This window comes from Lentzea sp. NPDC058436, assembly GCF_042721515.1.
Taxonomy (GTDB): domain Bacteria; phylum Actinomycetota; class Actinomycetes; order Mycobacteriales; family Pseudonocardiaceae; genus Lentzea.
On sequence record NZ_JBHXLF010000018.1, the window covers coordinates 59,730 to 80,720 of the forward strand.

Consider the following 20,991-nt stretch of genomic DNA (forward strand, 5'->3'; position numbering starts at 1 on the left):
GTCCCGGCGCCCCGGCGGCCCCTTCAATACCCGAAAGAGCGGCTGTTACGGGCCGTTACGCGCCCGGTACGGTCAGGGGTCATGACGGCCCCCGCCACATGCGTGACGTGTGGAAACCCCCTCGCCGAGGCGGTCACGGGCCGGCGCTACTGCTCCAACGCGTGCCGTCAGCGCGCCTATCGTGAGCGCGCTTCCACGCGCGACGAGACGGACCGTCTCGTCTCGTTGGTGCCCACTCCCCTCGACAGCTTCGTGGGCCGCCGCGAGGAGCTCGCCGCGCTGACCCGCAACGAGACGGACCGTCTCGTCTCGTTGGTGGGTCCAGCGGGCGCGGGCAAGACGAGGCTGGCGGTCCAGCACGTGAGCAAACGCGCTGATCAGGTGTGGTGGGCCGCGCTCGCGCCCGCGTCCGACGCGGTGCAGGCGATCCACGCGGCGGTCGGCGCGCACCCGTTGCCGAACAGGCCCGCGCGCGACGCGGTCGTCGCCGAGGTCGAGCGGCACCGGCGGCCGTTGCTCGTGCTCGACAACTGCGAGCACCTGCTGTTCGACGTCGCGGACGTGGTGGCGGACCTGCTGGCCCGCTGCCCGCGGCTGCGCGTCCTGGTGACGTCGCGCGAGCCGCTGCGCCTCGCCGGTGAGCAGGTCTTCGCGGTCGGCGAGCTGGAGCTGCCGCCCGCGGACGCCGATCTCACCGAGGCGCTGCGGCACGACGCCGTGGCGCTGTTCCGCGACCGTGCCGCGTCGGTGGACCGCTCGTTCGAGGTGGACGCCGCGAACGTGGCCGACGTCGTCGCCGTGTGCCGCGCGCTGGACGGCATGCCGCTCGCCATCGAGCTGGCCGCGAGGCGCATCACCGTGCTCTCCCCCGCCGACGTCCTCGCCCGGCTGGGCGACCGGCTCGCGTTGCTGACCGGGCCGCGCGCCGCCGACGACCGCCACCGCACGCTGCGGACCGCGATCGGCTGGAGCTACGACCTGCTGACCGAGGACGAACAGGCCGCGTCACGCAGGCTCGCCGTGCTGGGCGTGCCGTTCGACCTCGGGGTGGCGAGCGCGGTCTGCGGCGTTCCGGACGCCCTGGAGCTGCTGAGCAGCCTCGAACAGAAGTCGCTGCTGGTCGTCGACCGCGTCGGCGGGCACACGACGTTCCGGCAGCTCGAGTCGATCCGCCTCTACTGCCACGAACGCGCCATCGCGCACGGCGACCTCTCTCTTGTGGCCGACCGTCTGGTCGAGTGGGTGTGTTCGGTCGTGGAGCCGGAGATCTCGTCGTTCTTCCCGTCGCCGTCCCTCGTGCTGCGCCTGGACCGCAACGTGGGCCTGCTGGAGCTGGCCGCCGCGAGAACGGCGGAGACCGCTGACTGGTCGCGGCACGCCCTCACGATCGTCGCCATGGCCTGGACGTCGACCCCGCGCGCACCTCGCGGCGCCCCCACCGAGTTGCTGCACCAGGCGCTGTCGCAGCCGATGCCGCAGGAGTACCGCAGCGTCCTCGCCGTGCTGGCGGCGATGCACCACCGCACGCGGGGCGGCTGGCACGCGACCAGGCGGTTCGCCGAGGAGTCGCTGGCGATCGAACGCGCCGACGGCCGCCACCCCGGCACGACGGCCCGCGCGCTGGAGGTGCTCGCCTCCGCCGAGGCCCACACCGGCGACCCGGCACTGGCCTGGCAGCTCTTCGACGAGGCCGCCGCGTTGCTGCGCGACTCCGACGACAAGCTGGCGCGCGCCATCGTCCTGAACTCCCACGGCTGGACGTTGCTGCAGCACGGCTTCGCCGACCGCGCGGCCCCGCTGGTCCGCGAGGCGCTGACGCTGACGCGCCTGATCGGCCTGCCGCACATGCTGAACCCGGTGCTGCACAGCGCGGGCGCGATCGCGTTGGCGCGCAAGGACCACCCCGACGCCGTCGAGCTGTTCCGGGAGAGCCTGGAGGTCGGCTCAGAGCACCCGATGGACCAGTACTACGACCTGGAGGGCCTAGCACTGGGCCTGCTCGGCGTGGGTTCGGACGACGAACGCGCGCTCTCGCTCCTGACGTCGGCCGCCGTCGTCCGCACCCGCTACGACTTCCGCCCCGAGCCGTACTGGCAGGCCCTGCTGGACGACGCGCGGGCCGTCTGCCGCGACCGCCTCAGCGCGGGCCGGCTGCGGGCCGCGGAGTCGACGGGCGAGCGGATGTCGTTGGCACAGGCCATTTCCTACGCGCTGACCGCACAACCGCTCGCCGACTCCGACGGGGTGATCTCCGCCCGTGAGCTGCACGTGGCGACGCTGGTGGCGGAGGGGCTGACGAACCGGCAGATCGGGCAGCGGCTCGGCATCTCACCGCACACCGTCGCCCGGCACGTCACGCACGCCCGGTCGAAGCTGGGGCTGCGTTCACGGGCGCAGCTCGCGGTGTGGGCGGGGCGGCAGACGCCTTAGGCCGCCAGCGAGGGGCTCTGCTGTCGGGCAGCGCGGCCCCTCAGACCTCGGCTTCGAGCATCTCCGCCGTGACCGCCGACTCCGTGTCCGGCAGCCCCAGGTCCTTGGCCCGCTTGTCCGCCATGGCCAGCAGACGCCTTATACGGCCTGCCACCGCGTCCTTGGTCATCTGCGGGTCGGACAGCTGCCCGAGCTCCTCCAGCGACGCCTGCCGGTGCGCGAGCCGCAGCTGACCGGCTGCGGCCAGGTGGTCAGGCGCCTCCGGCCCGAGGATCTCCAACGCGCGCGCCACCCGTGCGGCCGCCGCGACGGCCGCGCGGGCCGAGCGGCGCAGGTTCGCGTCGTCGAAGTTCGCCAGCCTGTTCGCGGTGGCGCGGACCTCACGCCGCATCCGGCGCTCTTCCCACGCCATCACGCTGTCGTGCGCGCCGAGCTTGGTCAGCATCGCCCCGATGGCGTCGCCGTCCCTTATCACCACGCGCTCGGCCCCGCGGACCTCGCGCGACTTCGACGAGATGCCCATCCTGCGTGCCGCGCCGACCAGGGCGAGCGCGGCCTCCGGGCCTGGGCAGGTGATCTCCAGCGACGAGCTGCGACCCGGTTCGGTCAGCGAGCCGTGCGCCAGGAAGGCACCGCGCCACGCGGCTTCCGCGTCGCACACGCCACCCGACACCACCGGCGCGGGCAGGCCGCGCACCGGGCGGCCGCGCGGGTCGAGCAGACCGGTCTGGCGGGCCAGCCCCTCGCCGTCCTTGACGACGCGGACGACGTAGCGGGTGCCCTTGCGCAGGCCGTTCGACTGGATGGTGAAGACCTCGGCGTGGTGGCCGTAGAGCGCCTGGATCTCCTTGAGCAGCCTGCGGGCCGCGGAACCCAGGTCGAGCTCGGCCTCGACGACGACCCGGCCGGACACGATGTGCAGCCCGCCCGCGAACCTGAGCAGCGAGGACACCTCCGCGCGGCGGCAACAGGTCTTGGATACCGCGAGCCTGCTCAGCTCGTCCTTGACCGCCGACGTCATCGCCACGGGCTCGTCCCTCCCACTCCGGTCTCCTCGACCACTTGCCTCAGGCAACCGGCAAGCGCCTCCGGATCATGCCTTTCAGCGGCGTCCGGTGCGGCGATCTTCGCCAGATGCGTACGCGCGCCCAGTGCCGAGGCGGCTCGCGTCAGCCGGTCCGGGGTGGGGACCGAGTCGACGTCGGCGATCACCGCGTCCACCTTCAGCTCGGGTGCGTGTTCGCAGACTACGTCCAAATGCCGCTCCGGAGAGAAACCAGCAGTTTCACCCGGTTGGGGGACGAGATTCAGCACCAGAACCTTCTTGGCCCGCGTGCGCACGAGCGCGTCGTGCAGTTCGGGCACCAGCAGATGCGGCAACACGCTGGTGAACCACGATCCGGGGCCGAGTAGCACGAGATCAGCCTCAAGTACAGCCTGTACTGCTTCCGGGCAGCCGGCAGGTCGCCCGTTCGGGGCAGTCAGCCGGATGCGCTGCACGAGCCCGGGGGTGGTCGCGATGGCGACCTGGCCCCGGATGCGCCGCACGTCCGTCACGTCCTCGTCGAGGCCCGTGACGTCGGCCTCGATGTCGAGCGGGTCGTTCGACATCGGCAGCACCCTGCCCCGGACGCCGAGCAACCTGCTCGTGAGGTCGAGCACCGCGACCGGGTCGCCGAGCTGCTCGAGCAGCCCGGCGATCACCAGGTTGCCGACCGCGTGCCCGGCGAGGGCCCCCGTGCCGCCGAACCGGTGCTTGAACAGCGACGTCCAGCGCTGGCTGGCCTCGTCCTCGCCCGCCAGCGCCGCCATGGCCTTGCGCAGGTCACCGGGCGGCAGCAGGTCCTGCAGCTCACGCCTTAGACGTCCCGAGGAACCCCCGTCGTCCGCGACGGTCACCACGGCCGTCACGTCGTCGGTGACCTTCCTCAGCGCGGTCAGCGTCGCGTGCAGCCCGTGCCCGCCACCCAAAGCAACAGCTTTCAACTTCGTCACTCACGTCCCAGATCCCTGTGCACGACCTTCACGGCCGTGCCGTCCTCGCTCGCCAGCCTCCCGGCCAGCTCTTCGCTCAGGGCCACACTGCGGTGCTTGCCACCGGTGCAGCCGATCGCGAGCGTCAGGTAGCGCTTGCCCTCACGCCGGTACCCGGCCCCGATGAGCCTGAGGAGTTCGTGGTACCGATCAAGGAACTCGTCAGCGCCCTCCTGGGACAGCACGTAGTTGCGCACCTCACCATCCAGACCCGTCTGCTCGCGCAGCTCCGGGATCCAGAACGGGTTGGGCAGGAACCGCACGTCCATGACGAGGTCGGCGTCCATCGGCAGCCCGTACTTGTAGCCGAAGCTCAGCACGGTGACACGGGTCCTGGTCGCGGCCTCGGTGCCGAACGTGTCCTCGATCTTGGCCCGCAACTGGTGGATGCTCAGCGCGGACGTGTCGACCACGAGGTCCGCTTCCTGCTTCAGCGGCGTGAGCAGGATCCGCTCGGCCTCGATGCCGTCCTGCAGCCGCCCGTCCCCCTGCATCGGGTGACCGCGGCGCACCGCCTCGAACCGCCGGATCAGCACGGCGTCCGTGGCTTCGAGGAAGAGCACGCGCGGCTTGTACCCGCGCGCGTCGAGGTCCTTGATGATGGAGGCCAGGTCCTCGGTGAACGCGCGGCTGCGCACGTCCATGACGACGGCGACCCTGGTGATCGCCCCGCGCGCCTGGGCGCCCAGCTCGACCATGGTGGCGATGAGTTCCGGGGGCAGGTTGTCGACGACGAACCAGCCGAGGTCCTCCAGGCACTTGGCCGCGGTGCTGCGGCCCGCACCGGACAGCCCGGTCACCACGGCGACTTCGATGCCGGACTTCTCCGCGTTCACGACTACGACTCCGTTACCTGTTCATGAGCACGGCTGAGGTGCTCTCGTTTGGGACAGCTCGGTGTTGGGCCACGCCACTCGGCTGGACGAGCCCTGCCCGAGTCTCCCCTGGAACGGCTCCGGCGTGCGGCAGGTTGGGCAGTTGAGACGGGCGCGTCGTGGCCGCGATCACGATCCTCGCCCGGTCTGCGGGGTGGGCGCTGGGCGAGCGTGGCCGGTGCGGAGGGTGGGGCGGATGTGGGGCTTGCGGCGGGTGGGGTCGGCGGGGGTGGTGCGGCGGGTGGCCGGGTTGGTGGGGAGGTGCCGCACGGAGGTTGGGGCGGGAGGGGCGGAGGTCGCGCGACGGGTGGGACCGGCGTAGGCCGTGCGGCGGCCGGCCGGATCGGTGGGGAGGTGCCGCGCGGACGCTGGGACGGGTGGGACGGAGGTCGCGCGACGGGCGGCTGAGGTCGTGCGGCGGCTGGCCGATTCGGTGGGGAAACGCCATGCAGAGGCCGGACCGGGTGGGGCGAGAGTCGTGCGGCGGGCGGCCGGGTCTTCGGGGAGGCGCCGCGCAGAGGCTGGGCCGAGTGGCGCGGAGTGCGGCTGGCAGGAGCCTGCGCCGCGTGGAAGGGGTGCGGCGGACTGGTGCCGGAGGTGGGCGGAGCCGGGTGCGGCGGGCTGGCGTCGGAGGGCGGAGTCGGGTGCGGCGGGCAGGGTTGGACCGCGTGGAACGGGTGCGGTGGGCAGACGCGGCGCGCCGCTGCCGGAGATTTCCGGGAGCGGGTGCGGAGAGCCCTTGCTGGAGCAGGCTGGAAGGGGGTGCTCGGGCCAGTGCCGAGGACAGCAGTGCCGTAGACAGCAGTCGCTGCCTGCCGCAAAACTCCCAGCCCGCAACGGATCCGCGGTCGGCGAGAGGTTCTCACATGCTGCGGCCAAGCCGACTGGCTCGGCCGAACCGACCACCGCAGCAAAGCCAGCCGGCACGGCGACACCTGCAGGCGCGGCACAGCCGGCCCGCGGGCCAGACCGGCGGGCAAAGGCGGTGCGCATCAGGCCTTCCCGCCTGGCGAGGCCAGCGTCGCCACCACCGCCTCGGCGGTGCGACGGCCCACGCCCGGCACGTCGCTGATCTCGTCCACTGTGGCCTGTCGTAGCTTCTTCACCGAGCCGAAGTGCTTGAGCAGCGCGGCTTTGCGCGTCTCCCCCAACCCCGGGACCTCGTCGAGCTCCGAGGTGGTCATGCGCTTCGAGCGCTTCTGGCGGTGGTAGGCGATGGCGAAGCGGTGCGCCTCGTCGCGGACTCGTTGCAGTAGGTAGAGGGCGTCGCTGGTGCGCGGGAGGATCAGCGGGTCGGCCTCGCCGGGGACCCAGACCTCTTCGAGGCGTTTGGCCAGGCCCACCACGGCCACGTCGGTGATGCCCAGTTCTGCCAGGACGTCGGAGGCCGCTGCGGCTTGGGGGCCCGCGCCGTCGACCACCAGGAGGTTGGGCGGGTAGGCGAACTTGCGGGGTTTGCCGGTGTCCGGGTCTATGCCCGGGTTGGGGCCGCCCGAGGCGGTCTCGCGCAGCATCGCCTGGAAGCGGCGGCGGACCACCTCGGCGATCGACGCCACGTCGCCCTCGGTGGCCGCCTCCCTGATGGCGAAGCGGCGGTACTCGGACTTGCGGGCCAGGCCGTCCTCGAAGACGACCAGGGAGGCGACCACGTCGGTGCCCTGGACGTGGCTGATGTCGATGCACTCGATGCGCAGCGGGGCGGTGTCCAGGGCCAGCGCGTCCTGGATCTCCTGCAACGCCGCCGAGCGGGCGGTGAGGTCGCCGGCGCGGCGGAGTTTGTGTTGTGCGAAGGCTTCGGAGGCGTTGCGCGCCACCGTTTCCATCAACGCGCGCTTGTCTCCGCGTTGTGGGACGCGCAGGGCTACGCGGGAGCCTCGTTGTTCGGAGAGCAGGTCTTCCAGGGCCTGCGCGTCGTCCGGGAGCACCGGCACGAGCACCTCGCGCGGGGTGCTCTCCGTGTTGTCGCCGTAGAACTGCATGATGAACTGGTCGACGATCGCGCCGTCGTCGACCGCCTCGACCTTGTCCAGCACCCAGCCGCGCTGGCCGCGCACCCGGCCGCCGCGCACGTGGAACACCTGGACCGAGACCTCGAGCTCGTCCTGCGAGAACGCCATCACGTCGGCGTCCGTGCCGTCGCCGAGCACGACGGCCTGCTTCTCCATCGCGCGGCGCAACGCGCCCAGGTCGTCGCGGAGACGGGCCGCGCGTTCGAACTCCAGTTCCTCGGACGCCTGGAGCATCTCGCGTTCGAGGCGGCGGACCATGTGGTCCGTCTTGCCCGCCAGGAAGTCGCAGAAGTCGAGCACGATGTCGCGGTGCTCGTCGGCCGACACCTTGCCGACGCACGGCGCCGAGCACTTGTCGATGTACCCGAGCAGGCACGGGCGGCCGATCTGGTTGTGCCGCTTGAAGACGCCCGCCGAGCACGTGCGCGCGGGGAACACCCGCAGCAGCAGGTCCAGCGTCTCGCGGATGGCCCACGCGTGGGCGAATGGCCCGAAGTACCGCACGCCTTTCTTGCGCGGACCCCGGTACACATGCAGCCGCGGGTAGTCCTCGTGCAGCGTCACGGCCAGCACCGGATACGACTTGTCGTCGCGGTACCGGACGTTGAAGCGCGGGTCGAACTCCTTGATCCAGTTGTACTCGAGCTGCAGCGCCTCGACCTCGGTGCCGACCACGGTCCACTCGACGGAGGCCGCCGTGGTCACCATCTGGCGCGTGCGCGGGTGCAGACCGGCCAGATCCGCGAAGTACGAGTTCAGCCTGCTGCGCAAGCTCTTCGCCTTGCCGACGTACACGACCCGGCCACCGGCGTCGCGGAACTTGTAGACGCCGGGAGCCTCAGGAATCGTGCCCACAGCAGGGCGATACGTCGAGGGATCTGCCACGCCGTCCAGACTATCGACGCGGTCTGACAAAAACAGAAAGGGTCAGGTCAGGACCACCTGGTCACCGTCGACCTTCACCCCGACCGCCTTCAGACCGGTCGTCGCCGGCCCCTTCTTCACGGCGCCGTCGGAAGCACCGAACTGGCTTCCGTGCGAAGGGCAGGTGATGGTGCCGCCGGAAGGCTCCGCGACCATCGAACCCTGGTGCGGGCACGTCGCGTCATAGGCCTTCACCTCGGTCGCCGAGATGCGCGCGACGACGATCTTCTTGCCGCCGGGGGCGTCGACGACGGCCCCTCCGCCTTCGGGCACGTCAGCCAGTGCGACCAGCGAGGTTCCGGCGGAACCCGCGGAACCCGTCGGTTCCGATCCCCCCTGCGTGGGTGTGGAGTTTCCAGAACCGGCCGGGGTGGAACTGCTGCACGCCGTCACGAGTCCGCTGGGAACAGCGAGGGCAACCGCGATTCCGCACAGCGCCGCCCGCCTGCTGACCAGGCTTTCGGTGTTCACGACCGATCCTCCGTGGTGGTGGGTGTTCGGGCTCACACCACAGCATTACGCGAACAGATCGGCCAAAGTTCAGCGAGAAGCACGATGCACAGCAAATGCACAGGTCTCACGCGAGCACCAAATCATCGCCCGAACGGGAAATCGCGACCTCCGCCAACCCGGAAGTCGCAGGTCCTTTGCGGACTTCTCCTGTGGACGGGTCGAAAGTGCTCCCGTGCAACGGGCACGTGATCGCGCCACCGGCAGGTGGGTTCACCAACGAACCGACGTGCGGGCACGAGGGATTGAACGCACGGAATTCACCCGATCGAGGCTGCACGACCAACAGCTGGGCGTTTCCCGGCATGTCCACGAGCAGTCCGGACTTCTCCGGCACCGAGGAGACGGCGACGACCCGATCCCCCGGCCGGGCGGTCCCGACACCGCCCGTATTGCGAGGAGCGGGCTCGCCACAGGCGCTCAAAGCGGCGGCGAGCCCACACAACAACACCGTTCGACGATCCACGAGCACCGATTATCGGCGCTGGTCCTCCGCGGCCGCCGTCCGGGCCAGCGCGAGCACGGCGGTGAACGGCGGGAACCAGTGCCGCGAGTGCGACGGCGGGTTCGCCCACCGCAGCGATCCGTACCTGGTCATCGTGGGCGGGAGCGCGATCCGGTGCGGCGAGCGCACGAACTGGACCTCCGGCGGCGCCTTCAGGTGCGTGGGCAGCAGCGCCACCAGCTCCGCGAGGAAGATCCAGTGTTCGCGGGGGCCGGGGATGACCGTGACCGGCCCGGCGAGCATGCGCGACTTCAGATCGGCCAGGACTCGCGACCCGATCCGCGCCGGCATGGCCAGAGCGGTCGTGGCGGGGCCCAGGGGTAGGAACACGCCCTGCTCGGTGACGCTCACCTGCCAGCCGAGCAACCGGTAGCCGGCGACGGCCTCGCCGATCGCGCGTGCGTGTCCTCTGTTCTGTGGGATCCCGGCACTCCCGGTACCGGTCTCCGCGGTCGTGAGGCTCATCGGCGGTTGTCCTCCCCGTTGGTGGGTGGCACTGGCCACGGCCACGGGGATCGACCCGCAGCCTGACGTTGTGCAGGGTGCTTCTCAGTTCCCGCCAACACCACTCGCGTGATGCATGCACCTCATGCATCACGCGTATGAAGCTCATCCGCCGCACGGGGGCACCAGGACTGCGACACGCGAATCCATTACGTCTTATGCATGAGATGGATGGACTGACGATCACACCTCCGTACACTGGGGAAACGCTCAGTGACGGGGGCGAGGCCGATGGATGCAGCGAGACCCACATCCAGACGCGCTTGCCCTTGCGGGGCGTTCATCGCCGCCGACAACCCCGATCGGCTGTGTCACCGGTGCCGCCGCAACGCTCGTGCGGACGTGCACGGACCACCTGAGGTCCCGAACGACTTCTGGGACCACCCCGCGATCGCCGCCGCGTGCACGGACCGCGACATGGGTGCGCTGATCTCGGCGTACCGGCACCACCCCCAGCACTTGAGCCGGGTCACCCAGGACCGCATGGCCGGGTGGCTCGGCATCAGCCAGGCGCAGCTCTCCCGCTACGAGTCGGGCGAGAACCAGATCGACCGCCTCGACCGGCTGCGCCACTTCGCGCAAGTGCTCGGTGTACCTGGCGAACGACTGTGGTTCGACCGAGTCGTCATCCCAGCTCAGGTGGGCTCCCCCGAATCGGGCCCGCCAGACGTGCTCGCCGCCCCCTGGGAGGCGACGAGCATCGCACGTTCGGTCGAGGAGACGGCGAGGAGCGACTTGGCGATCAGCAGACGAGCGGCGCTCACAGGAGCCGCCGCGGTGACGGTGGGGTCCGCACTGGTCGAGCCGCTGCAGCGGTGGTTGCACCCCCTGCAGAACCTGTCGAAGTGGTCGTCGCACTCGGCGATCAGCGAGGAGGAGCTCTTCGCGTTGCAGCGCGTGGCCGACGGCCTGCGCGGCTGGGGCGGCCGCGGTGGCTACGGACTGGCCCGCAAGGCCGTCCTCGGTCAGCTCGACGAGCTGGCGGAACGCCTGGGCAGGGCCCCGTCCGGCCCGACGACGGAACGCGCGTTCTTCATCGGCGCCGAACTGTCGAAGGTGGCGGCGAGCATGTCGTTCGACGCCGGGCTGCACAACGCGGCCCAGCGCTACTACGTGCTGGCCATCCGCATGGCCAAGGCCGGCCACAACGACGGCTTCGCGGCCCTCTGCCTCGCCGCCATGGCCAGGCAGATGTTCGACCTGGGCCGCCCCGAGGACGGCTTGGAGCTCGTCCAACTGGGCCAGTACGGCACCCGCCGGACCGGCACGCCGACGTTGAAGGCCCTGCTGCTGACCCGCGAGGCCTGGGCCTACGCGAGCATGGGCAAGACGCGCGAGTTCCACCAGGCGGTGGGCATGGCGCAGGACAGCTTCGCCCAGCGGGACGCGGACAACGAGCCGCGCTACCTGCACAGCTTCGACGAGGCCGAGCTGGAGGGCGTCATCGGCGCCCGCTGCCGCGACCTCGCGATGCACGACCCCACCCAGGCCGTCTTCGCCGAACGGCACATCCGGCGGGCCCTGGAACTACGTGATCCGTCCAAGGTGCGCAACCGCGCCTTCGACGTGATCGGACTGGCGCGCACCAAGATGGTCGCGGGAGACCCGGAGGCAGCGTGCGGCTTGATCAACGAGGTGCTGCCGACGGCGGCGAAGCTCTCCTCGGGGCGCGTTCTCCGCAAGCTGGAGGACTTCGCGAAGGAAGCGGCACGACACCGCCACATCCCCGCCGTGCAGGACACCAGGGACGCGATCAGAGCGATACGGACAGCGTGATGCGGGTGGGCATCACCGGCCACAGCAACCTGGTCCCCGAGTGCGTCCCCGCCGTCCAGGCGGCGATCACGGAGACCCTGGAACGGCTGGGCGGCTCGCTGGTGGGCGTGACGTGCCTGGCACCGGGCGCGGACCAGGTCTTCGCCCGCGCCGTCCTGGCGCTGGGCGGCGAGGTTGAGGTGGTCCTGCCGGCCCTGGACTACCGCGATCGCCTGAAACCGCACCAGGTGGCCGACTACGACGAGCTGCGCGCCGCCGCCACGGTGGTCAGCGTCCTGCCGCACATGTCGAGCGGACGCCTGGCCTACGTGGCGGCCAACGAGCGCATGCTCGCCTCCGTCGAGGTGCTCGTGGCGGTGTGGGACGGCGTGCCGGCCCAGGGCAAGGGCGGCACGGCGGACGTGGTCGAGCAGGCGCGTGCCTCCGGTGTACCGATCGAGGTCGTGTGGCCTCCGGAGGCCCGCAGGAGGTCATGACGGGTCAGGCGGCTTCCAGCACGAAGAAGATGAAGCTCAGGAACGCGCCGGAGGGGAACCTCGCCATGTCCTCGGGGAAGAGGTCGTGGGCTTCCGGCGCCGGAGGCGGTTCGCTGATGACGGCCGTGCGGAAACCGGCGGCGGTGAAGGCGTCCGTCATCGCGTGCAACGGCCGGTGCCAGTAGGTGAGCACGGCCTTCTGACCGTTGAAGTCGTACTCGTCGGTCCACTTGGCGGTCGTGAAGTAGTCGGTCTCGCGATGGATGAGCTTGAGCAGCACGGGGTGGTTGACGACCACGATCAGCCGCCCGCCGGGCTTCAGCACCCTCCGCAGCTCGGACAGCGGTGCGGTCCAGTCCTCCAGGTAGTGCAGCACCAGCGCCGCGACGGCGTCGTCGAACGCGCCGTCGGCGTACGGCAGCGGGGCGGTGATGTCGGCGACCCGCAGGTCCGCGTCGGCACCGAGGCGCTGCCGGGCCAGCTCGACCATCTTGGCGCTGCGGTCGAAGCCTGCCACGACGGCGCCGCGGTCGCGCAGCGCCTCGGACACGGGACCGGCGCCGCACCCGGCGTCGAGGATCCGCCTGCCCGCCACGTCCCCGGCCAGGTCCACGATCGCGGGCCGGGTGTAGTAGGCGTTGATGAGGCTGGTCTCGTTCTCGGCCGTGTACGCCTCGGCGAAGAGGTCGTAGTCGTTCTCCAGGGCCACGTCGGCGGAACTTCCGTGATCGGCAGGCATGATCCCCATACTGCCGAGTGATCGATCCGCGTGCCACGACGGTATTAGGCCGAGTGAGGGAAGTTCGTCGGCAACCGGACCAACTCCCCTCCCAGCCCTAGCCCCGCCCAGCCGCCTTGATCACGATTTCGGGGCATGGCAGCCGATCCGTTCGCCCGCCTGGCCGACCGCCAGCAGTCCCTGCGAACAGCCCTGCGAGCCCTCCAAGCGGCCGGCCCCGGCAGCCCCGACTTCCCCACCCTCCTGAGCACCACGAACGACGAGGTCGAGGCGGTGATGCAGGCCCGCAGGGACGTGGAGGCGGCCAGGCTGACCACCCCGAACCGCGCGATCGCGGCGGCCACCACGGCGGCGGCCCTGATCGTCGCCGTCGGCTGGTTCGACGCCTGGTCCCTGCTCTCCCTGCTGCTCGCGGTCGCCACGGCCGCCTCGGTCCTGGTCGACCCGGCGGGCCGCAGGACCTGGGAACCCAGGGCCAGGACCGCCGCCATCACCGCCGCGCTGACGGCCACCCTCCTGACCCCGTTGCTCAACGGCTGGGCGACACTCATCACCGCGGCGGGCATCGCCTGGTGGGCCTGGAGGACGCTCAAGTGAACATCGACCCGGTCAAGGCGTTGGAAGGCAAGGTCGAGCGCCTCAGGAAGGACCTGAAGACGCTGGAGACCCGCCTCGACCACGCCCAGACCGACGCGGCGCACGAGCAGCTCAGCCAGACCAACCAGCTCAAGGACACGACCCGCAAGCTGACCAGGACCAACGACCGGGTCACCGAACTGGCGGAGAGCGTGCACCGGCTGGAACGCCTTCTGGTGGCGCTCAACAGGAAGGTCCGGGCCGGCGAGACCCGCAGGGCCGACTTCGAGAGCTGGCCGGAGATCGAGACCGACGCGATCGCCAGGATCTTCCAGGGCCAGGAGGCCTACGCGCGCAGGACGTTCACGCCGCAGGAGGCCAAGGACACCCGCAAGGCCATCGCCGAGTACGACCGGAAGGCGCACGAGGCGATCGAGGCCGCCGAGTCGTTGACGCACCTCCCCGCCAACGCGGAGTCGTTGTGGCGCAAGCACTACAAGCAGTGGCACGCCATCAGCGCACGCCAACGCCCGGAAGCGCCGGACGACGACACGCACGCCAGGGACACCGCTGCCAAGTCGGCCGGCAACGAGGCCATCAAGCGCACGCGTCAGCAGATCCGCGCCCGCATCGAGGACGCGGTCGCGAACGATCTGCTGTTCCCGGCGTGGTTCGAGAACGCGATGGGGCCGGCCGCGCCACCCGGCAGGGCGGACGATTGGCTTTACACCGCAACGGATGTGGTGTTGTACCGGCTGCTGCACGACATCACGAGTCCCGCGGACGCGCTGGGACCGGCACCCGTCGAGGACGGGCACCGCAAGACCCTGCACAACCGCCTGACCGGCGAGTGCGCGGAATATCGCAGGTCGTGAGATGGCCCGGGCAGGGCGCCTCTGCCCGAGCACTCACGTCACGCCAGCTCCAGGCTGAAGCGCTGCTGCTCGACGTCCACCGCGAGCACCTTCACCTGCACGGAGGCACCGACCTCGGCCTGGCGGCCGTGCAGGAGCCCGTGTGCACCGGCGGGGTGCTCGACGAAGGAACCGAAGGGAACGGTCGAGACGACCTTTCCCGAGAAGACATCACCAACGTTGGGAAGCATTGCGCATCACCTCCTCTCCCGTGCGCGTGTCCCAGAGGTGGACAGGCGCGGGATGGAGGGGCCCTGATCAAGTCAGGGCCTGGCAACCGTTCCGCTCACGGCACAAGGCCGACCCGGCAGTCATGAGCGCAACCCTAACCACCGCAGGCCGTTGTCCGCAATGGAATCTAGAATCCGTCCCATGCTGGAGACGTCCGCACGGCTGCTGAAGCTGCTGTCCCTGTTGCAGGTGCGGCGCGACTGGACGGGCCCGGAGCTCGCGGACAGGCTGAGCGTGGACGTCCGCACGATTCGCCGTGACGTCGACAAGCTGCGCAGCCTCGGGTACCCCGTCACGTCGCTGCCCGGCGCGGCCGGCGGCTACCAGCTCGGCGCGGGCGCGGAACTGCCCCCACTGCTGCTCGACGACGACGAGGCGGTCGCCGTCGCGGTGGGGCTCAGGACGGCGGCGAACGGCAGCGTCGCGGGCATCGAGGAGACGTCGGTCCGCGCCCTCACCAAGCTCGAACAGGTTCTGCCGTCCCGTCTTCGCCGCCGCGTGCAGGCACTTCAGACGCACACCACTCCCCTGATGACCGCGGGCCCGACCGTCGACCCGGAGACGCTCACGATCATCGCCGCCGCCTGCCGCGACCACCAGCAGCTGCGGTTCACCTACGCCTCGACGCGCGGCGAGCCCTCGACGCGGCTCGCGGAACCGCAGGGCCTCGTGCACACCGGCCGCCGGTGGTACCTGGTCGCGTGGGACGTGTCCAAAGAGGACTGGCGGACGTTCAGGGTCGACCGCGTCACCGCGCAGCCCGCTCTCGCCGCCCGCTTCACGCCGCGCGAACCACCGGCGGAGTCGTTGGGGAAGTTCGTCTCCCGCCAGATCTCGTCCAACGTCTACACCTACCAGGCCGTGCTCAGGATCCACGCTCCGCTGCAGGTGGTCGCGGAACGCACGTCGCCGATGTCGGTGTCGCTGGAACCGATCGACGACACGTCCTGCCTGATGCGCACGGGCGCCGAGGCGCTCGACCGGATCGTGTTCTACTTGCTGTACCTGGACCTCGACTTCGAGATCCACGAGCCGCAACGGCTCAAGGACCACGTGGGAACGCTCATCACCCGGCTGCGGAAGTCGATCGGAGCTCAGGCATGACAGTGGACTTCGAGACCGTCGCGGACCCGTTCAGACGGGAGCTCCTCGCGCACTGCTACCGGATGCTCGGCTCGCTGCACGACGCCGAGGACCTGGTGCAGGAGACGTACCTGCGCGCGTGGAAGTCCTACGACCGGTTCGAGGGCCGTTCGTCGGTGCGCACCTGGCTGTACCGGATCGCGACGAACGCCTGCCTCACCGCGCTCGACGGGAAGTCCAGGCGCCCCTTGCCGTTCGGGCTCGGCACCCAGGGCTCCACCGAGGACGACCCGCTCACGCAGGACCACGAGGTCCCGTGGCTGGAGCCGTTCCCGACCGACCCGGCCGCGATCGTCACCGAACGGGAGTCCACCCGGCTGGCGTTCGTCGCGGCCCTGCAACACCTGCCGCCGAGGCAACGAGCGGTGCTGGTGCTGCGCGACGTCCTGAGGCTGAGCGCCGCCGAGACCGCCGACGAGCTGGAGATGACGGTCGCGGCCGTCAACAGCGCCCTGCAACGGGCGCACGCGCAGCTCAAGGACCTCACCGAGGACGAGGTGGTCGAGCCGGCGGACGCCAAGGCGCTGCTCGACCGGTGGGTGAAGGCGTTCGAGGCCAAGGACATCCCGGCGATCATCGGCATGTTCGCCGAGGACGTCGTCTGGGAGATGCCGCCGTTCCCGCAGTTCTACCGCGGCCCGGCCATGGTCGCGTGGCACCTCGCCCACCAGTGCCCGGCGGTCCCGCACGGCGCCAGGATGGTCGCGACGGAGGCGAACGGCCAGCCCGCCTTCGGCCTCTACCTGCGCGCGGAGGACGGCGTGTTCCGGCCGTTCAACCTCCAGGTGCTGGAGGTCGACGGAGACCGGATCACGCGCGTCACGTCGTTCTTCGACCTCAGTCTGTTCCCGCGGTTCGGGCTGCCCTCGACCGCATGAACTCGGAACGGTCCAGGGCGCGGTTCACGATCCGCAGGTCGCCGAGCCGGCCGTGCAACGACTTCTCCACGACCCCGTTGTACGCGTAGGCGCCGACCAGCCACGGGTCACCGGCGGTCGAGATGCCGCGCGCGGGCGTGGAAGGGTTGCGCAGCAAGGGAGATCCGTCGACGTACAGCGTGGTGTGCGTGCCGTCGTTGACGACGGCGACGTGCCACCACGTCTCGTAAGTCATCTCGTGGCCCCAGTTCGTGGAGATGCCCGCCTGATTGCGCGGGAACACCGCCCACTGCAGCTGACCGCCGCCAGCCACGTTCAGCGTCGCGATCGGCTCGCTCGGGTCGTCACCGGTCCTGCCGGCCGCCGAGCCGGGCGCGAGCTTGGTGAGCAGACCGCACCACGGGTGGTCGAACCCGTTGGGCAGCTTGAGGAAGACCTCGATCGTGTACCCGCGTTCGAACGTCTCGCGGTTCAGCGGCGCGGACTCCGCGGTGGACAGGTGGCCGTCCTTGCCGAAGTGCAGCGACCGGTGCGACGGCGCGAACCGGTGGTGGTCGTCCGAGGCCGTCAGCGTGCCGGTCTGCCGGAGGTCGTTCCCGTTGCCCGACAGGTCTTTCAGCCCTTCACCGAGCCGCCAGTACGCGACGGTCCCGCGCACCAGCACGTCCCGCGCGGGCTGTGCGGGAGGCAGGACCGGCGGGTCGAACCGGGCGAACCGCTGCTCGAAGTCGATCGGCACGCTGAACCGGTCGGCCGGTCCGGTCAGCTCGGTCTCCCCGCGCTCCAACGGGTTGAGCGACTTCTTGCCGAGCAGCCACGGCGAGATCGTGCGGACGTCGATCGTCCGGCGGTCCAGGTCGAAGTGGTAGAGGCGAATCATCGCGCCGCCGCCGTAGTAGCGGTCCTGGTAGTTCGTGATGTGCACGTGCACGTCGTTGCCGAAGGAGTTCTTCATCGTCGTGCGCGCCGGCGGCCAGAAGTGTCCGTTCAGCGTCAGGAAGACCTGGTCGTCGTCCTTGATCAGCTCGTTCCAGAGCCTGCGGCCGTAGTCGGACATCGCCGCGGCGCCGTCACCGCCGTCGAACGCCAGCTCGTGCGTGGTGAGGACGACGGGCAGCTTCGGGTGCTGCTTCAGCACCGAGCGCGCCCACTCGAACCCCTTCGCGGACATGCGCCAGTCCAGTGCGAGCACCAGCCACTCGCGACCGGCCGCGCGGAAGACGTGGAACGAGTTGTAGCCGTCGGCGCTGGAACCGCGGTACGTCGGCGAGGTGCGGAACCGCGGCGGCCCGAACCGGTCGAGGTACGGCGTGCGGCCGCGCTGGTCGTCGAGCCGCGAGTCGGGCACGTCGTGGTTGCCCGCGAGCACGCTGTACCCGATCCGGCGGCGGTCGAGCACCTCGAACCGCTCGCTGATGTCGTCGATCTCGCTCTGGCGCGCGTTCTCGACGAGGTCGCCGAGGTGGCTGATGAAGACGATGTTCTCGGACTTCCGGTGCTCGACCAGGTACTGCAGCGTCGCCTTCAACGGCGCGGAGTCGCCGCGGTCGAGGTCGAACATGTACTGCGTGTCCGGGATCACGGCGAGCGTGAACCGGCGCGCCTCGGGGTCGGGCCTGCCGTACCCGACAGCGTTGTCAGCGGCCGCGGAACCGGGCGTGACCAGCGCGGCAGCGGCGGCGGTCGCACCGGAGCCGAGCAGGAAGGAACGGCGAGACGCACTCATGGCGCGGAGCGTAGGTGCGCTGGGCGAACACCAGGCGAACACAGGTCGATAGCATCGCTAACCATGTCCTGGGGGTTGCTGGCGGTCGCCGGCGTGGTCGTCGCGTTCGGAGGGCTGTTGCAGGGCCTGATCGGCTTCGGCCTGGCCTTGGTCGCAGTCCCGCTGCTCGCACTGCTCGACCCGTCGCTGCTGCCGGTGCCGATCCTGATGACCGCCGCCGCACACGCGTCGATGGCGCTGGCCAGGGAGTTCCGGCACGTCGACTGGCGCGGTGTCGGCTGGGCGATGCTCGGCCGCCTGCCCGGCACGGTCCTCGGCATCTGGATCGTCGACGCGCTCGACCCGAAGGGCTTCGGACTCGTCGTGGGCGGCTCGGTGCTGGCGTGCGTGCTGCTGTCGATCACGGCGTGGCGCCCGGAACCTCGCCCGAGGTCGCTGGTCACGGCCGGGTTCGCGAGCGGCTCGTTCGGCACGGCGACGGCGGTGGGCGGGCCGATGGTGGGGCTGCTCTACCAGAACCAGGCGGGGCCGCAGGTGCGGGCGACGCTCGCGGCGTTCTTCGTGCTGGGCTCCGGCGCGTCCATCCTCGGGCTCGTCACGGCCGGTCAGGTGCACGCGCACCAGCTGTGGACCGGGCTCGCGCTGATCCCGTTCCTGGTGGCCGGGTTCCTGCTGTCGGGGCCGTTGCGCACGCGGTTCGACGCCAAGGGGATCCGGACGCCGATGCTCGTGGTCGCGGGGGCGAGCGCGGTGGTGCTGATCGTGAGGAGCCTGCTGTCGTGAGGATTCCGTCGTGGGTCGTGCTGGGCGTCGGCACGATCGCCGCGCTGATGGCCTGCGTGTACGCGCCGGTCCGGGAGCTGAAGGGCCTGGAGAACGTGTGCTCGCAGCCTGGAGCGCGGTGCGGCAGCCAGCCGGACTGGTACACCGGCCAGGAGAGCTACGAGACGCTGAGCGCGGTGGAGATGAGCGCCCGGCTTCCCGGAGTCGAGGTGGTCTACGACTACCGGCCGTTCTGGCTGGTCACGGCGGTGGTGCTGGTGCTGGCCGCGGTGGCGGCGCTGCTGGAGCACCGCCACCGCGTCCGACGGAGGGATCAGGCGAACGGCTGAACGTTCGGCTGGAACACCTGCCCATCCGCCGGCGCCACCAGGTCCACGAGGTACCGGGCGACCGCCGCGTCCGTGTCCGCCGAGCGGCCCAGGATGCAGTGCCCGAACGCGTCCACGCTGATCAGCCGCGCGTTGCCGAGCTGCTTCGCCATGCGCTGCGCGAAGAGGTACTGCGTGGCGGGGTCGTAGTAGTTGCCCACGACGACGATCGGGTTCTTCGTCTTCTTGTTCCACGGCCCGATCCAGCGGTCCGGGTTCCGCGTCGGCCACGTGGCACACGTCAGCAGGTCCGACGCGGCCTGGTAACGGCCGAACGTCGGCGACTCCTTCTCCCACTTCGACGCCGTGGCGGCCCACGTGCGGGTGGTGCGGGAGAACGGCTTGTCGATGCAGTTCACGCCGTAGTACGAGTCGTCCGCCGTGTACGGGGTGTCGGGCAGCGGGTCGACGTCGTAGCGGCCGGCACCGTTGTTCAGCGGCGCCACGAGCTCCACAGTGGACTGGACGCTGAACCCGAGAGACGGGTTCAGCGCGTTGTGAATGCTCTGCAGCCACGCGGCCAGCGGCGCGATCCGGGCGATCGAGTACAGGTCGCCCGCGACCCGGCCCACGACGTCGGACAACGTGACCTTCGTGCCGTTCGGCAGCGTTGCCGGGCCCTTGGCCAGCGCGACCTTGAGCGCCTCGAACTTGGCGCGGGCGTCGCCGGCGAACGCGCACTTGGCGACACCGGCGGAGTCGCAGCGCTTCAGCATGGCGTCCAACGCGATCTCGAAGCCACGGGCGCGCTCGCGGTCGTACTGCGCGCCGTCGGTCAGCCGCAGCCGCGGGTCGACGTTGCCGTCGATCACCATCGCACGGGTGCGTGACGGGAAGATGTTCGCGTACGTCGAGCCGAGCAGGGTGCCGTACGAGAAGCCGACGAAGTTGAGCTGGGCGTCGCCCACGGCCTCGCGCATGACGTCGAGGTCGCGCGCGACGGCCTCGGTCGACATGTGGTTGAGCAGCGGACCCGCGTTGATCTTGCAGTAGTCCGTGTAGGCCTTGGACTGCTTGATGGAGCTCGCGATCTCGGCCTGCGTGATGGGCAGCGAGAACCAGCCGTCGTTGACGGCGGCGGCCTCCTCCTGCGTGCGGAAGCAGCGCATCGGCGCGCTGCGGGCGACGCCGCGCGGGTCGAAGCCGACGACGTCGAACCGGTCCAGCACCGAGGGCTGGAAGTAGTTCTTCGCGATGGCGCCGCGGATCAGGCCGGAACCGCCGGGACCACCGGGGTTGAGGAAGATCGAGCCGATCTTGCGCGCCGGGTCGTTGGCGGGGCGCTTCATCATGGCGATGCCGGTCTTCTCACCGCGCGGGCGCGAGTGGTCGACGGGCACTTCCTGCACCGCGCACGTGAGCTTCGCCCGCTCCTCGGGCGTCACGGTCGACGGAAGGGTGGCGAGCACGTCGTCCGCGCACTGCCCCCAGGCAGCGGGTCTGACGGAGGGTGCGGGCCCGGCCGAGGCCGAACCCGCACCGGAGACGATGGTGCCGAGCACGAGCGCGCTCGCGAGCACCACACGCAAAGAAGAAGATGACGTCACGGATGCACCTCATCACCGAGCGTGCACCGTTTGTACCCGCCTA

General features: G+C 70.5%; 20 protein-coding genes. 9 read left to right on the top strand and 11 right to left on the bottom strand.

Annotation, left to right across the window (positions count from 1 at the left end; genetic code table 11):
* The first annotated feature begins 81 nt into the window (after positions 1-81).
* Complete coding sequence (locus ACFWN2_RS36940) at positions 82-2,430, top strand: ATP-binding protein (RefSeq protein WP_382435204.1); 2,349 nt, start codon at positions 82-84, stop codon at positions 2,428-2,430.
* A 40-nt stretch (positions 2,431-2,470) separates the two neighbouring features.
* Here ACFWN2_RS36940 and whiA read toward each other — a convergent pair whose 3' ends face one another.
* The 7 genes from whiA to ACFWN2_RS36975 all read right to left on the bottom strand — a co-directional run bounded on the left by whiA (position 2,471) and on the right by ACFWN2_RS36975 (position 9,752).
* Complete coding sequence (whiA, locus tag ACFWN2_RS36945; RefSeq protein ID WP_030478101.1) at positions 2,471-3,457, bottom strand: DNA-binding protein WhiA; 987 nt, start codon at positions 3,455-3,457, stop codon at positions 2,471-2,473.
* Complete coding sequence (gene yvcK / locus ACFWN2_RS36950) at positions 3,448-4,416, bottom strand: uridine diphosphate-N-acetylglucosamine-binding protein YvcK (RefSeq protein WP_382435281.1); 969 nt, start codon at positions 4,414-4,416, stop codon at positions 3,448-3,450. Before yvcK ends, whiA begins: the two co-directional genes overlap by 10 nt.
* Before the next feature lie 5 nt (positions 4,417-4,421).
* Positions 4,422-5,279 (bottom strand): RNase adapter RapZ, encoded by an 858-nt coding sequence (gene rapZ / locus ACFWN2_RS36955; protein ID WP_170176399.1) that lies wholly within the window; start codon positions 5,277-5,279, stop codon positions 4,422-4,424.
* Between the two features lie 1,052 nt (positions 5,280-6,331).
* Complete coding sequence (gene uvrC / locus ACFWN2_RS36960; RefSeq protein ID WP_382435205.1) at positions 6,332-8,233, bottom strand: excinuclease ABC subunit UvrC; 1,902 nt, start codon at positions 8,231-8,233, stop codon at positions 6,332-6,334.
* 42 nt (positions 8,234-8,275) lie between these two features.
* Positions 8,276-8,743 carry a Rieske (2Fe-2S) protein gene (locus ACFWN2_RS36965; protein WP_382435206.1) on the bottom strand — a complete coding sequence of 156 codons (468 nt, stop codon included), beginning with the start codon at positions 8,741-8,743 and terminating at the stop codon, positions 8,276-8,278.
* 106 nt (positions 8,744-8,849) lie between these two features.
* Positions 8,850-9,254 carry a Rieske (2Fe-2S) protein gene (locus tag ACFWN2_RS36970; RefSeq protein WP_382435207.1) on the bottom strand — a complete coding sequence of 135 codons (405 nt, stop codon included), beginning with the start codon at positions 9,252-9,254 and terminating at the stop codon, positions 8,850-8,852.
* 3 nt (positions 9,255-9,257) lie between these two features.
* Entirely contained in the window at positions 9,258-9,752 is a 495-nt protein-coding gene (locus ACFWN2_RS36975; protein ID WP_382435208.1) for a hypothetical protein, read from the bottom strand.
* Positions 9,753-10,133: 381 nt separating this feature from the next.
* On the opposite strand from ACFWN2_RS36975, the gene ACFWN2_RS36980 reads away from it, so the two are divergent.
* Both ACFWN2_RS36980 and ACFWN2_RS36985 read left to right on the top strand, forming a co-directional pair.
* Positions 10,134-11,567: a helix-turn-helix domain-containing protein gene (locus ACFWN2_RS36980; protein WP_382435209.1), complete on the top strand. Its 1,434-nt coding sequence runs from the start codon at positions 10,134-10,136 to the stop codon at positions 11,565-11,567.
* Positions 11,567-12,043 (top strand): hypothetical protein, encoded by a 477-nt coding sequence (locus ACFWN2_RS36985; RefSeq protein WP_382435210.1) that lies wholly within the window; start codon positions 11,567-11,569, stop codon positions 12,041-12,043. The genes ACFWN2_RS36980 and ACFWN2_RS36985 overlap by 1 nt, the downstream gene beginning before the upstream one ends.
* Positions 12,044-12,047: 4 nt before the next feature.
* On the opposite strand, the gene ACFWN2_RS36990 is transcribed toward ACFWN2_RS36985, so the two are convergent.
* Positions 12,048-12,782, bottom strand: a complete 735-nt coding sequence (locus ACFWN2_RS36990; protein ID WP_382435211.1) for a class I SAM-dependent methyltransferase — start codon at positions 12,780-12,782, stop codon at positions 12,048-12,050.
* 135 nt (positions 12,783-12,917) lie between these two features.
* Between ACFWN2_RS36990 and ACFWN2_RS36995 the strand changes: the two genes are divergently transcribed.
* Both ACFWN2_RS36995 and ACFWN2_RS37000 read left to right on the top strand, forming a co-directional pair.
* Positions 12,918-13,379: a hypothetical protein gene (locus ACFWN2_RS36995; RefSeq protein WP_382435212.1), complete on the top strand. Its 462-nt coding sequence runs from the start codon at positions 12,918-12,920 to the stop codon at positions 13,377-13,379.
* Complete coding sequence (locus ACFWN2_RS37000; protein ID WP_382435213.1) at positions 13,376-14,233, top strand: hypothetical protein; 858 nt, start codon at positions 13,376-13,378, stop codon at positions 14,231-14,233. Before ACFWN2_RS36995 ends, ACFWN2_RS37000 begins: the two co-directional genes overlap by 4 nt.
* Positions 14,234-14,271: 38 nt before the next feature.
* Here the strand turns inward: ACFWN2_RS37000 and ACFWN2_RS37005 are convergent, their stop codons facing one another.
* Entirely contained in the window at positions 14,272-14,463 is a 192-nt protein-coding gene (locus tag ACFWN2_RS37005; protein WP_089912976.1) for a S1 RNA-binding domain-containing protein, read from the bottom strand.
* A gap of 181 nt (positions 14,464-14,644) precedes the next feature.
* Between ACFWN2_RS37005 and ACFWN2_RS37010 the strand changes: the two genes are divergently transcribed.
* The gene (locus ACFWN2_RS37010; protein WP_382435214.1) at positions 14,645-15,607 is read left to right on the top strand and encodes a helix-turn-helix transcriptional regulator; all 963 of its coding nucleotides are present in this window, start codon (positions 14,645-14,647) and stop codon (positions 15,605-15,607) included.
* Positions 15,604-16,524, top strand: a complete 921-nt coding sequence (locus tag ACFWN2_RS37015; protein WP_382435215.1) for a sigma-70 family RNA polymerase sigma factor — start codon at positions 15,604-15,606, stop codon at positions 16,522-16,524. Before ACFWN2_RS37010 ends, ACFWN2_RS37015 begins: the two co-directional genes overlap by 4 nt.
* On the opposite strand, the gene ACFWN2_RS37020 is transcribed toward ACFWN2_RS37015, so the two are convergent.
* Positions 16,484-18,250 (bottom strand): LamG-like jellyroll fold domain-containing protein, encoded by a 1,767-nt coding sequence (locus ACFWN2_RS37020; protein WP_382435216.1) that lies wholly within the window; start codon positions 18,248-18,250, stop codon positions 16,484-16,486. The two genes, ACFWN2_RS37015 and ACFWN2_RS37020, sit on opposite strands and share 41 nt — an antisense overlap.
* Before the next feature lie 63 nt (positions 18,251-18,313).
* Here ACFWN2_RS37020 and ACFWN2_RS37025 point away from each other — a divergent pair, with 63 nt between their 5' ends.
* The gene (locus ACFWN2_RS37025) at positions 18,314-19,033 is read left to right on the top strand and encodes a TSUP family transporter (protein ID WP_382435217.1); all 720 of its coding nucleotides are present in this window, start codon (positions 18,314-18,316) and stop codon (positions 19,031-19,033) included.
* Positions 19,030-19,362, top strand: coding sequence for a hypothetical protein (locus tag ACFWN2_RS37030; protein ID WP_382435218.1), 333 nt, complete (start codon positions 19,030-19,032; stop codon positions 19,360-19,362). The genes ACFWN2_RS37025 and ACFWN2_RS37030 overlap by 4 nt, the downstream gene beginning before the upstream one ends.
* Here ACFWN2_RS37030 and ACFWN2_RS37035 read toward each other — a convergent pair.
* A complete protein-coding gene (locus ACFWN2_RS37035) occupies positions 19,347-20,948 on the bottom strand; it encodes an alpha/beta hydrolase (protein ID WP_382435219.1) in 1,602 nt (533 codons plus the stop codon). The genes ACFWN2_RS37030 and ACFWN2_RS37035 overlap by 16 nt on opposite strands.
* Positions 20,949-20,991 lie beyond the last annotated feature (43 nt).

Coding starts and splice junctions, on each gene's coding strand:
- ACFWN2_RS36995 (WP_382435212.1), top strand. CDS start 12,918: ATGGCAGCCGATCCGTTCGCCCGCCTGGCCGACCGCCAGCAGTCCCTG.
- ACFWN2_RS37015 (WP_382435215.1), top strand. CDS start 15,604: ATGACAGTGGACTTCGAGACCGTCGCGGACCCGTTCAGACGGGAGCTC.
- ACFWN2_RS37010 (WP_382435214.1), top strand. CDS start 14,645: ATGCTGGAGACGTCCGCACGGCTGCTGAAGCTGCTGTCCCTGTTGCAG.
- ACFWN2_RS37025 (WP_382435217.1), top strand. CDS start 18,314: ATGTCCTGGGGGTTGCTGGCGGTCGCCGGCGTGGTCGTCGCGTTCGGA.
- ACFWN2_RS37020 (WP_382435216.1), bottom strand. CDS start 18,250: ATGAGTGCGTCTCGCCGTTCCTTCCTGCTCGGCTCCGGTGCGACCGCC.
- ACFWN2_RS36940 (WP_382435204.1), top strand. CDS start 82: ATGACGGCCCCCGCCACATGCGTGACGTGTGGAAACCCCCTCGCCGAG.
- ACFWN2_RS36985 (WP_382435210.1), top strand. CDS start 11,567: ATGCGGGTGGGCATCACCGGCCACAGCAACCTGGTCCCCGAGTGCGTC.
- ACFWN2_RS37005 (WP_089912976.1), bottom strand. CDS start 14,463: ATGCTTCCCAACGTTGGTGATGTCTTCTCGGGAAAGGTCGTCTCGACC.
- ACFWN2_RS36990 (WP_382435211.1), bottom strand. CDS start 12,782: ATGCCTGCCGATCACGGAAGTTCCGCCGACGTGGCCCTGGAGAACGAC.
- ACFWN2_RS36975 (WP_382435208.1), bottom strand. CDS start 9,752: ATGAGCCTCACGACCGCGGAGACCGGTACCGGGAGTGCCGGGATCCCA.